Consider the following 12,254-nt stretch of genomic DNA (forward strand, 5'->3'; position numbering starts at 1 on the left):
CTACACTCGGTAGACGGCGGGCGGAGACAGGTGCGATCACGAGTGCGGGCATGGAGCGTGATGGCGGCCGTCATCGCGCTGCTCGGTGCGTCCGTGACCGTCGCCATTCCCGCCCAGGCCGACGACTATCCGAGCTGGGCCGACGTCGAGGCCGCCCGCGCCTCGACCGCTGCGACCGAGGCGGAGGTGACCCGGATCGGCACCCTGCTGACCGGGCTCGAAACCCAGGCCGCGACGCTCGGAGACGCGGCGATCACCGCGAGCGCGGCATCCGCCACCGCCGACACAGAATCACGCGCGGCCGCTGCGCACGCCGGGGACCTCGCGCGCCAGCTCGCGACCGCGACCGAGAAGGCCCAGACAGCGGATGTCCAGCTCGGGCTTCTGGGTGCGCAGCTGTACCGCTCCGGGGCGAGCGACGCCGTCGCCACCCTGCTCCTGGTTCCGGGCCAGGCGAGCGACCTGCTGTCGGCCCTCAGCACCTCGACCCGGCTGAGCGAACTGACCTCCGGCATCCGCGACCGGGCGCTCGCGCAACGCAATCTCGTGCAGAGCCTCGAGGAACAAGCCGCCGTGGCGTCGACGGAACGCGACCGCCTCGCCGTCGAGGCGAAGGATCGTGCGGCGGCCGCGGCCGAGGCCCAGCGCGCCGCCGATGCGCAGCTCGCCGAGCAGCGCACACGCTCGGACGTGCTCGACGCCCAGCTCGCGAGCCTGAAGAACACGACGGCCGAGACGGAGCGCTCCTACCGGGCCGGCGTCGCCGCGGCCGCGGCATACCAGAAGCAACAGGAAGAGGCCGCGCGGGCGGCTGCGGCGAGCGCGGCGGCCCAGGCCGCTGCGGCAGCGGCGGCCGCTCAACCGGCGGCGGCGAGCGGGTCGGGCGGCTCAGGGTCGAGCGGATCCTCCGGTTCCGGCTCCTCAGGCGCGGGCTCGACCACGGCTCCCCCGACCGCAACCGTGTCGTCTCCGGCTGCGGCCCGGGCGTACGCGGCGGGCGCGGTCAGCACGCGCGGCTGGGGCGGCAACGAGTACACCTGCCTGGTGTCGCTCTGGAACAAGGAGTCCGGCTGGCGGGCCGACGCCTACAACGCGAGCTCCGGGGCGTACGGCATCCCCCAGTCGCTACCGGGAAGCAAGATGGCGTCCGCCGGCTCCGACTGGCGCACGAACGCCGCGACCCAGGTCGACTGGGGCCTCGGCTACATCGCCGCCGTCTACGGAACGCCCTGCGGCGCCTGGGCGCATTCGGTCAGCGTCGGCTGGTACTGAGCCGGGCATCCGCTGCGCTACGGGCTCCCTGGAGTGACCGATGCGGACAACTGGTGCCCGTGCACCGGCCACAGTTGTCGGCAGCGGCCGCAGTTGCGACCGATGGGCCCGCGGGTGCATGCGCCGCGCGAGAATGGACGCAGGTCGCCCGTCCGCGGCGACCGGAGTGGAGCCCCGCATGACCGAATCCGAGCTCGTCAACCTCTGGATCAAGACCCGCTGGCACGTCATCGTGTCCCAGGTCGCCCCGACCTTCCTGCTCACGGCACTGGTGGGTTTCCTGTCCCTGGGCCTGGCCGAAGCCGCACCGAGCGTGCGGGTCGCGGCGGCCGGTGTGCTCCTGGCCTCCGGGATCCTCGGTGCCCTCGTGCAGATCAACGCAGCCAATGAGGCCCTCGCTGTCATCGCCGACCTGCGAGCCGTGGGAAGCACGTCAGCCGTGACCCTGCGCATCCTGTCGGCGGCGCCGTGGGTGAACGTGGTGCGGTTCGTGACACCGGCCGTCTTCGTCGTCGTCTACGTTGCCCTGCTGATCGCCCTGTTCGCGCACTGAGGCGGATGTCACGGACGGCCGTGGATGCGGCGGGAGAGTTCCGCGGCGGTGCCGGCGAGCTCGGCGGCCAGCGCGGGCCACAGGTCTTCGGCGATCCGCTCGCGGGGGAAGGTCACGGCGATCCCGGCGGCGGGCCAGCCCGCGTGGTCCCGCACTGCGACGGCGACGGATGCCATCCCCGGCGTGATCTCCCCGTCCTCGCGGGCGAAGCCGTCGGCACGCACCGTCGCCAGCAGCGCACGCAGCTCGGACGAGCTCCGCGGCCCCTGCCCCGGCCCCTCCCCCTGCCGACGCGCGAAGGCCGCCTTGTCCGGATACAGCGCACGCAGCTGGGCCGCGGGCAGCGCGGCGAGGAGCGCGCGCCCGCTCGCGGTGAGGTGGCTCGGGAGGCGGACGCCGACATCCGTGACGAGGGAGGGCCGCCGCGGCGCGCGCTCCTCGACGAGGTAGACCACGTCCCGGCCGTGCAGCACGACGAGGTGCGCGCTCTCGCCGAGCCGGTCGACGAGCTGCGCGACGAGGGGGCGGCCGAGGTGGGACAGCGGCTGCTGGCGGGAGAATCCGGTGCTGAGCTCGAAGGCCGCGACGCCGAGGCCGTAGCGGCGTTCCTCGGGGAGGTGCACGACGAAACCCTGCTCGACGAGCACGGCGAGCAGCTGGTACACCGTCGACCGCGGCAGGTCGAGGGCCGTCGCGATCGCGCTCGCCCGGGCCGGACCTCGCTGGGCGGCAAGGTGGGAGAGCAGCCGCAGGGTGTTCCGGGCGGCAGGGACCTTCGGTGTGACCACCATCCGGTTGCCCCTTTCCTGCCGGCCTCGTGCGCCAGATGTCCGGTATACCGGACAGATTCGAGTGTATCCGTGTCCCCTGGCGGCCGCGCAGGGTGTGCAATCGAAACATGAGCCACACCGAAGAATCCGTCACCGCGGGCATCCACCCGGCCGCAGCATCCACCGCCACACGCATCACAGCCGCAGCCACAGCCACAGCCACGGTCACCGTCGGAGCTGGCGCGGTCTCGTTCGCCGACGTCGTCGCCGTCGCCCGCCTCGACGCGCGCATCGTGCTCGATCCGGCCGCGCTCGCCGGCGTTGCGGAAACCCGTGCCATCATCGACGGGCTTGCGAGCGACGTGAATCCGCACTACGGCATCTCCACCGGCTTCGGCGCGCTCGCGTCGACGTTCATCACGAGCGACCGCCGCGCCCAGCTGCAGGCGAGCCTCGTGCGCTCCCACGCCGCCGGCAGCGGGCCGGAGGTCGAACGCGAGGTCGTGCGCTCGCTCATGCTGCTGCGGCTCTCGACCCTGATGACCGGACGCACCGGAGTGCGCCCCGCGACGGCCGAGGCCTATGCCGCCGTGCTCAACGCCGGCATCACCCCGGTCGTGCACGAATACGGGTCGCTCGGTTGCTCGGGCGACCTCGCCCCGCTCGCCCACTGCGCCCTCGCGGTGATGGGCGAGGGCCGGGTGCGCGACGCCAGCGGCACACTGATGGGCGGCGGGGAGGCCCTCGCCGCGGCCGGAATCACCCCGGTCGTGCTCGCCGAGAAGGAGGGCCTCGCCCTGATCAACGGCACCGACGGCATGCTCGGCATGCTCGTCCTCGCCCTGACCGACCTGAGCCGACTCCTCACGACCGCCGATATCGCCGCGGCGATGAGCGTCGAGGCGCTGCTCGGCACGGATGCGACCTTCGCCGCCGACCTGCAGGCACTGCGGCCCCAGCTCGGCCAGGCCGCGAGCGCCGGCAACCTCCGCGCGATCCTCGCGGGCTCCCCCTGCTCGCCTTCCACGCCGGCCCGGAGGACCCCACCGTCCAGGACGCCTACTCGCTGCGCTGCTCCCCGCAGGTGCACGGCGCAGCCCGCGACACCGCAGACCACGCCGCCCTGATCGCCGGGCGCGAACTCGCGAGCGCGGTCGACAACCCGGTGGTCACCCTCGACGGCCGGGTGATGTCCAACGGCAACTTCCACGGCGCCCCGGTCGGCTACGTGCTCGACTTCCTCGCGATCGCCGCCGCGGACGTCGCGAGCATGAGCGAGCGCCGCACCGACCGTCACCTCGACGCGCACCGTAACAAGGGCCTGCCGCCGTTCCTCGCGCACGAGGTCGGCGTCGACTCCGGCCTGATGATCGCGCAGTACACCGCCGCCGGGATCGTCTCGGAGCTCAAGCGCCTCGCCGTGCCGGCCTCTGTCGACTCGATCCCGTCCTCTGCGATGCAGGAGGACCACGTCTCGATGGGGTGGGCCGCAGCCCGCAAGCTCCGCCGCTCCCTCGACGGTCTCGAGCGGGTGCTCGCGATCGAGATCATGACTGCCGCCCGGTCGCTCGACCTGCGCGCGCCGCTCATGCCGGGGGCCGCGACCGGCGCCGTGCGCGACCTCGTCCGCACCGTTGTCGAGGGTCCGGGGCACGACCGCTTCCTCTCCCCGAGATCGAAGCCGTCGTTCAGATCGTCGCGACGGGCGCGGTCGCGGATGCCGCGGCATCCGTCACGGGGCCGCTGGCCTGAGTGCTCGACGGGCGCCCGGTTCGTCCCGAACGGGGGTATCGCGACGCATGGACGAACCGGCCAGGTGAGGCCATGATGATCACCTGATCACGCAGGTAGTCCAGTTCCCGACAGGGCAGCGACCGACCCGGGGGAACAATGATTCGCATCCTGCTCGCCGACGACCACACCACGTTCACCGAGCTGCTCGCAGGCGCGCTCAACCGGGAACCGGATCTCTGCACGGTTGGGACAGCCCAGAGCGCACGAAGAGCCGTCGAGTTGAGCCGGGAGCTCCAGCCCGATCTCATCGTCCTCGATTACCACCTGACGGACGGCAGCGGACTCGCCGCCGTCGCACTCATCCTCGCCCAGCGGCCGTCGACCCGGATTGTGATGCTCACCGGCGATCCCAGCCCGGAGGTGATCGAGCAGGCGGCGGCGCTCGGCGTGTGCGCCTTCCTCCCCAAGGATGGGTCCCTCGCCGGGCTCGTCGACACGATCCGTCACGCGCGGATCGGCTCCTTCTCGCTACACCCCTCCCTCATGGTTCAGCTCAGCACCCAACGGCAGTCCCGGATCCTGGAACAGCCGTCAACGTCGCTCACACGTCGCGAGCTGGACGTACTCGCCCTGATGGCCGAGGGCACTGAGGTTCGGGTCAACGCCCAGATCCTCGGAATCTCCGAAAACACCTGCCGCGGCTATGTGAAGTCGATTCTCGCCAAGCTCGACGCGCACTCGCAGCTTCAGGCCGTGGTCAACGCGACGAAACTGGGCCTCCTGGAGGTGCGGGAGCATGCGTAGTCCAGCATGCGACGATGGCTAAGATCCGTCATCGCCGCGACGCACGCGACCGGGGATGGCTCCGCGACCGGGGTGGGGCCGCTGATTCATCGGAGGTGCGGAGCGCCGTCCTGCGTTTCCTCGCCATCGGTGTGATCACACTCGTTGCCGTCCTGATTCCGGTGTACGCCTGGATCCACGGCCAGGCCGAGCAGCGTGCCCTCGCCGAAGCCATACTGCGCACTCATCAACTCGCCGATTTCACGGTGGGCCCGCTCCTGGACAGAGACGTCCGGGCCGGAGACGCATCGGCGATCAGTCGTGTGGATTCCGGGGTCAGGCCGTGGATGGCAGACGGCTCCCTGGTGCGGGTCAAGATCTGGAGCGGCGACGGGAAGATCCTGTATTCGGACAGCGCGGACCTGATCGGCGACACGTATCCCCTCCCGGCGTGGAGCCCCGACCTCCTCTCCGGGGGCGGGAACACGCCTGGCTCGGCCAGCCGAACGGCCTGGACACCGTGAACGAGGCGGCGGCAGGCGAGCTGGTCGAGATCAACGTCCGCGCAACGGATGCCGCGGGATGGCCGGTCATCTTCGAGGCGTATTTTGACGATGAGGCCGTTCAGAACGCCCAATCCCGGCTGATGCTGGACGTGCTCCCGGTGCTCGTGGTCTCGCTCGTCCTGCTGCAGATGGCGCAGCTCCTTCCTGCGATCGGACTTGCCCGCCGGATCCAGGCCGGCCAGACATCCCGAAGGCGCCTGGTACAACACGCCATCGTCGCGTCCGACTTCGAAAGAAGAAGAATCGCCCGGGAGCTCCACGACGAGGTGATCCAGGACCTCGCCGGCCTGTCGTACGCCCTGGAAGCGGAGGAGAGGCATGGTGCGAGTGAGCGGCGCGCGCTCACCGGGCAGGCCCGTGGGATCCTCCTGCGGAATCTGCGTACCCTGCGCGCCATCACCACCGAACTGTATCCGCCGGACCTGGAGCGCCTCGGTCTCAACGAGGCGCTCCGGCGCCTTCTTGACCACGTGGCCGATACCGGCATTGTCGTGCACTCCGAGTTGTCGCCGGATGTCCCGTCAGACAAGGACCGGATCGCCGTGCTGTACCGCGTCGCCAGGGAGGCCCTCGCCAACGTCGTCAAGCATTCCCGCGCCTCCGTCGTCGACCTCGTCATCACCGGGGACGCTGTGACGACGAGCCTGTCGATCCGGGACAACGGTCGTGGCTTCGACCCGGCGGCGGCGGCCCCCGGTGGGCACCTGGGACTGCGGATCATGCGCGACACGGTGCAGATGACGGAAGGGTCCCTCTCCATCACGTCCGCCGTCGGAGAGGGAACCACCGTCCTGGTGCGGATTCGCCGGGCCTGACCAGAACCGGCCCCCGCACGGCCTCTCCGCTACGGGACATCGAAGGCGTCCAGGTCCTGGTTGGCGGTGGTGAGGCCGTGGGCGGTGCCATCGAAGTAGACCGACCAGGTGCCCGCGTTGTAGTAGATGACGTCCTCGTCCTGGACCGCCCCCAGAACCGGCACGGTCGTCGTGTCAGCGCTGAAGGACAGGTAGAAGTGGGTGGCATCCACGCGCACGAACCCGTCCACGTTCGCGGCGGCCGGCAGGCCGTACGGTGCGGCGCTCGCATCGATCACCCGGCTGTACGCGGTCCCGTTCCAGGAATAGATATCGGCATCATCGGCGGTACCACCCACACCGGGCGGGTTCGAGTTACCCAGTGTGGAGAAGTACAGCGTGGAACCGACGACGCTGATCGCGTCCACGTCCAGGTTGTTGTTACCGCCCAGGCCATGCGCACTGCCCGCGAAGAACAGCGACCAGGAAGTGCCGTTGAAGAAGACGACGTCCTCGTCCTGCACAACGCCGATCCCCGGCACGTTCACCGGGTCCGCGAACGACACATAGAACTGGGTAGGACTGACCCGGTCGAAACCATCAACGTTGGCAGCGCCCGGCAGGTTGTACGGCGCGATACTCGCGTCGATCACCCTGCTGAACGCGGTACCGCTCCAGGAATAGATGTCCGCGTCATCGGCCGTGCCGCCCACCCCGGCCGGGTTCGTGTTGCCCAGCGTGGAGAACGACAGTGCCGCCTGCACCTGGAGCACCGCCGACGCGGTCACACTCCAGTTCCCGGCAGCATCCCGCACCCGCACCGTCAGGGTGCGGGCACCCTCGCTGAACCCTCGCGCATCGATGGTCGAAGACACGGTCCACGGGCCCGTCCCGGTGACCGTCATCGCTGTCGCGTTGCCGACACCAGGATCGGCACCGGTGAACCACTCGGCACGCGTGACACCCGTGCCGGCATCCGTCGCCTGCGCCGTCAGGGTCACCGAAGCGGCACCCCCGGTCGGGTTCGGTGTCACCGTGACCGCACTCACCGCAGGCTTGACCTTATCGATCACCAGGGTCGTCGTCGCCACCGCACCCCAGTTACCCGCCGCATCCTTCGCATGCACCGAAATGGTGTGGTTGCCGTCTGCGAGCAGGGCGATGGTTGCCAGTGGGATCTCGAAGTAGCCGGCCTCGGAAGGACTGTTGTACACGGCGTCCGTTGCCCTGACCACGATGCCTGAGCCATTGGCGGTGACCGTGTCGAGGAATGCCTCGGCTGAGCTGATGGTGCTGTTCACGGTGGCCGCGATCGGATCGGCCATGGTCGCCACGGTCACCCGGATGGCCGAAGGGCTGCCGTTGAACGCGAGCGTGCCGTTGTTGGGTGTCGGCGCTACCGAGACGCCCGAGGTGGTGGGCGCGGTCTTGTCGACCACCAGGCTGATGGTGACCGGCGCGCCCCAGTTGCCCGCTGCGTCCTGGCTGTGGACCGAGACGACATGGGTGCCTTCGGCGAGCGCGTTCACGGTCGCCGCAGGGATGGTGGCGTCCAGGCTGGCGGTCGGTGCGGCAGTGTTGACCGCCAGCGCCGGTCCCGAACCATTGGGTCCGACGGCATCGATGAAGTACTCGGCCGCAGTGATGTTCGAGCCGCCTGTCGCGGTGTCGTCCCCGGTGGCGTGGACGGCGATGACGGCAGCCCCTGCCCCGTTCGTGAGACTGGGTGCCAGTGACGGGGACTTCGTGGTCGGTCCGGTGGCGTCGCCGCCGGTGACCAGCACAGAGCTGAAGAACCCCCGGTTGCCGACGGAGTCCTGGCCTCTCACGTAGACGATGTGCTGGCCGGAGGGAATGGACACCGAGGCGGTGACGTTCACGCTGCCGGCCCCACTGCCCGTCATCGGGAGGCCCGTGCCGGTCACGGTGTCGATGAAGTATTCGGCCCCCGCGATGCTCGACCCACCGGTGGTGGTGTCATTGACGGTGGCGCTCAGGGTGCCTGCCGCGAAAGCGACAGAGCTGGTGGCCGGTCCGCTGGTGTCCGGCCCCGCCACACCGCTCGCGGGGACCGTCACAAAGGTGAGCATCCCGCCGGCGCCGGCCGCGTTGCTGTTGTGCAGCAGCAGGCTGCCGTCGTAGATCGGCAACCGGTTCAGCGAGGCAGTCGCGGCAGGGGTCGTGACGACGGCGTCCGCCGTCTGGCCGGGACCGAAGGTCTCCGCAATGTAGTGACGCGAGTACTTCAGGGGACTGCCGTCCAGGGCGATGACCTTCTGGTCTGTGCCCAGTGAGGCCAGTGAGTGGTACAGGCTGCCCGCATTGACGTACCGGAGCAGGACTTTGTTGCCCGCGGCTGTCGCCGGGATCGGGTCGGTGTTCGGGTAGGCCTTCCCGTTGATCAGGGAGTACCGGGGAGCGTACTTGCGCATGTCGAAGGCCGCCGGGTTGGCGGCGTTGTTGAGTGCCGGGTCGATCTCACTGAGGACCAGGACTGCCTCGTCGTCGAACGCGGTGGTCGCGTCGTATGCCTGACCCGATATCGCGGGACGGACGATCAGCGCGCCATAGAGACCCATCGCCACCTGGTGCTGGCCGTTCGGAACCAGTCCGGCCTCATAGAGGTACGTGCCAGGACGGCTGGCCGTGAAGGTGTACGAGGTGGATGCTCCTGGTGCGGCACCAACGCGGTCCGGCACCATTTGCTGCCCTTGGAAGAGCAGGGCCGTGCTTTCCGTCAGCTGGTTGTGCAGCGTGACGGTGACCGTGTCGCCGGCGTTGACGCACAGTGTCGGCCCGCCGGGCCGGCTCACGCTGGAACCGGCGGTGGCGCTGTAGCCCCAGACAGCGACGCTCTGGGTCCCCAGGGTCGTGGATCCCGAGGCCGCGTACAGGTCACCCGGCGCGGTGCAGGGCGCGGCTGCGGCCTGTGCCGCCGTTGCCGGCGCGAGGAGCGCCACCAGTACGGCCAGCCCTCCTCCCGCCACCAGCCCGGTCACGAGGGCGGAGACGGTTTTCTTCATGCTCTTCCGGTGAGACATGGTTCTTCACCCTTCCTGGTCAACCGCAGCTGTTGGGCGTCGGCGGATCGATGCGCATGTAAGTGATCGGTCCGGTCATGTTCGTGCCCCACGACGTGATCTGGAACAGGGCGTGGTTGTGGGAGATGATGTAGTACTCGCCGCACTGGTTCACGCTCTGGATGCCGGGTGGCAGGGCCTCCTTGGTCCCGAGGTAGGGACTTCCGCTGTAGAAGACGCCGATCGATTGGTCGGCCAGCGACGGAACCGTCACGGGGACCGGGTTGGACGGGGAGTAATTCTCGGCGTCGTACCACTTGAAGATCACGTCCCAGGTCTGCCCAGGGCCGATGTTGATGGCGAACTTCTCGAAGGCGAGGTCCTCCCCCGTCGGGCCCTCCAGCGGGCGGCCATCCCTGGCCACGACGAGGCCGTTGTTGCCGTGCGGGTGGAACGGATAGTCTTCGGTGCCCACGTTCAGGTAGCGGGCCATCCCGGGCTGGTCGACCGGGACTGCCGTGCGGTCGAATTCACCCACCTGCGCGAGCGCACCGTACGGTTGCGCCGGAAGCCAGCTGGCCCCGTTGTCGGCGATGCTGTCCGGGTAACCGCGCCCATTGATCAGCCAATACCGCGGGTGGTAGTTGTTCATGTTGAAGCTCTTGCCGTTCTCGACCGCCTGGTGCTGGTAGGGGTCGATCTCGCTCAGGAGCACCATGAATTCCTCGGCGGGATTGAAGCGGCTGTCCGCCCGGTTGTTGGCGTACTCGCTCGCGACCGAGCCGGCCGCTCCACCCGATGGAACGGCCGACGGGCGCACGATCAGGGCCCCGAACAGGCCCATCCGGACCTGTTTCTCGGGGTTGGTCCCCGACTCGTACACGAAGGTGCCCGGGTTGGCGGCCACGAAGCTGTATGTGACGGTCCCGCCTCCGGCCGCGGCCGTGGTGGTCAGCGAGGTGATCGCGCTTGAGCCTGTGGACTCCGGTTGCGCCGGGGTCCCGTTGGCCAGGACATTCGTCTGGCCCGGAAAGGCGATCGAGGCGGCCTCCGGCAGGGTGTTGCGCAAGATCACGGTGACCGTGTCGCCGGCGTTGACGCACAGCACAGGACCCGGGTGTTGGAACGCGCCGAACCCACTGGAGTACCCCCACATGAAGGCGGTGTTTCCGTCGGGCAGGCTGATGTATCCGGTCCTGGTCGTCAGGTTGAAGATCGGGGTGGTGGCACCTCCCCCGACCCCGGTGGTGCAGGCGATACCGACCCGTGGTGGGGTCACGGCGATCGCCGGCTGGGTGAACGTGGCCATCGTGGCCCCGACCAGGGTCAGGGCGAGCAGCAGCGCCGCCCGGCGCACACTGCGGGCGCGAATCTTCGCAGGCAGCACGGCATTCCCTTTCATCATGGCTCTCAGACTCCCAAGTCGTTCGGATAGGCCTGCGCGCGGAGGCCGCCGGGAGCGTACACGCGGATCTCGGTGGCCTGGCCACCCATTCCGCCCGGGGCCAGGTTGTTCGTCGCGGGGTAGTTGCGGTTGTAGAGCATGTACGTGTCGAAACCCGGCCCCGTGTGCCCCGGTGCGATGAAGACCACATCGAAGCTCTCACCGGGGCCGATGTTGATCGTCTCGGTCTCATAGGACGTGTCGGTGCCGTCGCGTCCACGCATCGGGGTGGCATCGCGGCCGACCACGCGCATCCGGATCCCGGCCAGGGTCATCGCTTGCTCCCGGAATCCGAGGTTCGCGAACCGGAGCGCGACCGTCTCTCCGGCATTGCAGTTCACCAGCGAAGACTGCGGCTGGTATTGCAGCTCGGGATGCCCGACGGGGGCGACCAGGTCGCCGGAAACGGGGTCGGTCTGCACTGCAAGAGCGTGAATGGATGCCGCCGCATCGATCGGGGCATTGGGGGCGATGGTGTCCGGGTAGACTCGCCCGTTGAGGAGGCCGAAGTCGGCCCGGTAATCGCTCCACTGCGGCAGCTGGATATGAGCATCCGCCCAGTGCGCCTCGGCCCACACCTCCGACAGGAACATCGCAAACTCGCGGTCGAAGCCGGTCGAGCCGTCACCGTCGTTGTAGATGAACTGGGTGTGGCCACCGATGTTCTGGCCGTCCTGCAGGGGACGGACGAACACCAGACCGGTCATGCCCATCTGGACGTGCTCGACATCCTCGACGTGGCAGTGGAACATGTAGGTCCCCGGCTCGCGGGGCCGGTACACGTAGGAGAAGACACGTCCGGTCCTCACGGCCACCGACCCGGACGGTTCACCGTCGAAGAATGGGATCACGTTGCGGAACCCGTGCCAGTGCAGGGTGTGGGCGTCGAACAGGTCCGGCCGCAACGCCAGGCCCAGGTTGGTCAGTTGCACGGTGAAATCGACCGGGTGGGCAGGGTCGAATTGCTTCGTCCAGAACATCGGAGCGGAGTGCTGGGCCTTGTTCTTCTGGTTCGTCAACTGGGTGTCGCCCAGGCCCGTGACGTTGCGGAACCCGAAAATGTAGGTCGTGAACGGATCCGGCGCGAGCACGTCGGGGTGGAACGGTGGGATGGCCGGGGTCTTCGGGAGGAAGATCCACCCGTCCGTCCCGGCCAGGTAGAGATCGGGATCCCCGATGGCCGCACTCGCGGCCTCGGGAAGCAGGATATTGCCCGCCCAGACGCCGGTCCCGACGATGGCCACCGCGCCGCCGGCGAACTTGAGGAGGTCGCGTCGGCTGAAAGGCTGTTTGAAGATCATTCCCGTGTCTCCCTTGG

Annotated in this window: 9 protein-coding genes and 1 pseudogene; 6 read left to right on the forward strand and 4 right to left on the reverse strand. The window is 69.1% G+C overall.

The genetic code is table 11. From position 1 onward, the window contains the following. The first annotated feature begins 60 nt into the window (after positions 1 to 60). Positions 61 to 1,272, forward strand: a complete 1,212-nt coding sequence (locus tag RGU41_RS15220) for a lytic transglycosylase domain-containing protein (RefSeq protein ID WP_134446265.1) — start codon at positions 61 to 63, stop codon at positions 1,270 to 1,272. Positions 1,273 to 1,450: 178 nt separating this feature from the next. After that, entirely contained in the window at positions 1,451 to 1,825 is a 375-nt protein-coding gene (locus RGU41_RS15225; protein ID WP_134446264.1) for a hypothetical protein, read from the forward strand. 8 nt (positions 1,826 to 1,833) lie between these two features. Here RGU41_RS15225 and RGU41_RS15230 read toward each other — a convergent pair whose 3' ends face one another. After that, positions 1,834 to 2,616 (reverse strand): IclR family transcriptional regulator, encoded by a 783-nt coding sequence (locus RGU41_RS15230; RefSeq protein ID WP_134560431.1) that lies wholly within the window; start codon positions 2,614 to 2,616, stop codon positions 1,834 to 1,836. Between the two features lie 107 nt (positions 2,617 to 2,723). Between RGU41_RS15230 and hutH the strand changes: the two are divergent. From hutH to RGU41_RS15250, 4 genes and pseudogenes are all read left to right on the forward strand, one after another. Continuing rightward, a pseudogene (gene hutH / locus RGU41_RS15235) lies at positions 2,724 to 4,347 on the forward strand (histidine ammonia-lyase). Between the two features lie 138 nt (positions 4,348 to 4,485). Continuing rightward, complete coding sequence (locus tag RGU41_RS15240) at positions 4,486 to 5,133, forward strand: response regulator (protein ID WP_134560427.1); 648 nt, start codon at positions 4,486 to 4,488, stop codon at positions 5,131 to 5,133. 14 nt (positions 5,134 to 5,147) lie between these two features. After that, positions 5,148 to 5,636: a hypothetical protein gene (locus RGU41_RS15245; protein WP_322136762.1), complete on the forward strand. Its 489-nt coding sequence runs from the start codon at positions 5,148 to 5,150 to the stop codon at positions 5,634 to 5,636. After that, positions 5,564 to 6,493, forward strand: coding sequence for a sensor histidine kinase (locus RGU41_RS15250; protein ID WP_322136763.1), 930 nt, complete (start codon positions 5,564 to 5,566; stop codon positions 6,491 to 6,493). Before RGU41_RS15245 ends, RGU41_RS15250 begins: the two co-directional genes overlap by 73 nt. 29 nt (positions 6,494 to 6,522) lie before the next feature. Here the strand turns inward: RGU41_RS15250 and RGU41_RS15255 are convergent, their stop codons facing one another. The 3 genes from RGU41_RS15255 to RGU41_RS15265 are packed head-to-tail and all read right to left on the reverse strand — an operon-like array spanning position 6,523 to position 12,237. Continuing rightward, entirely contained in the window at positions 6,523 to 9,495 is a 2,973-nt protein-coding gene (locus RGU41_RS15255) for a multicopper oxidase family protein (RefSeq protein ID WP_322136764.1), read from the reverse strand. Positions 9,496 to 9,532: 37 nt separating this feature from the next. Further along, a complete protein-coding gene (locus tag RGU41_RS15260; RefSeq protein ID WP_322136765.1) occupies positions 9,533 to 10,879 on the reverse strand; it encodes a multicopper oxidase domain-containing protein in 1,347 nt (448 codons plus the stop codon). A gap of 23 nt (positions 10,880 to 10,902) precedes the next feature. Further along, positions 10,903 to 12,237: a multicopper oxidase domain-containing protein gene (locus RGU41_RS15265; RefSeq protein ID WP_322136766.1), complete on the reverse strand. Its 1,335-nt coding sequence runs from the start codon at positions 12,235 to 12,237 to the stop codon at positions 10,903 to 10,905. Positions 12,238 to 12,254: the final 17 nt, after the last annotated feature.

The organism is Cryobacterium sp. 10C3 (genome assembly GCF_034314285.1).
Classification (GTDB): domain Bacteria; phylum Actinomycetota; class Actinomycetes; order Actinomycetales; family Microbacteriaceae; genus Cryobacterium; species Cryobacterium glucosi.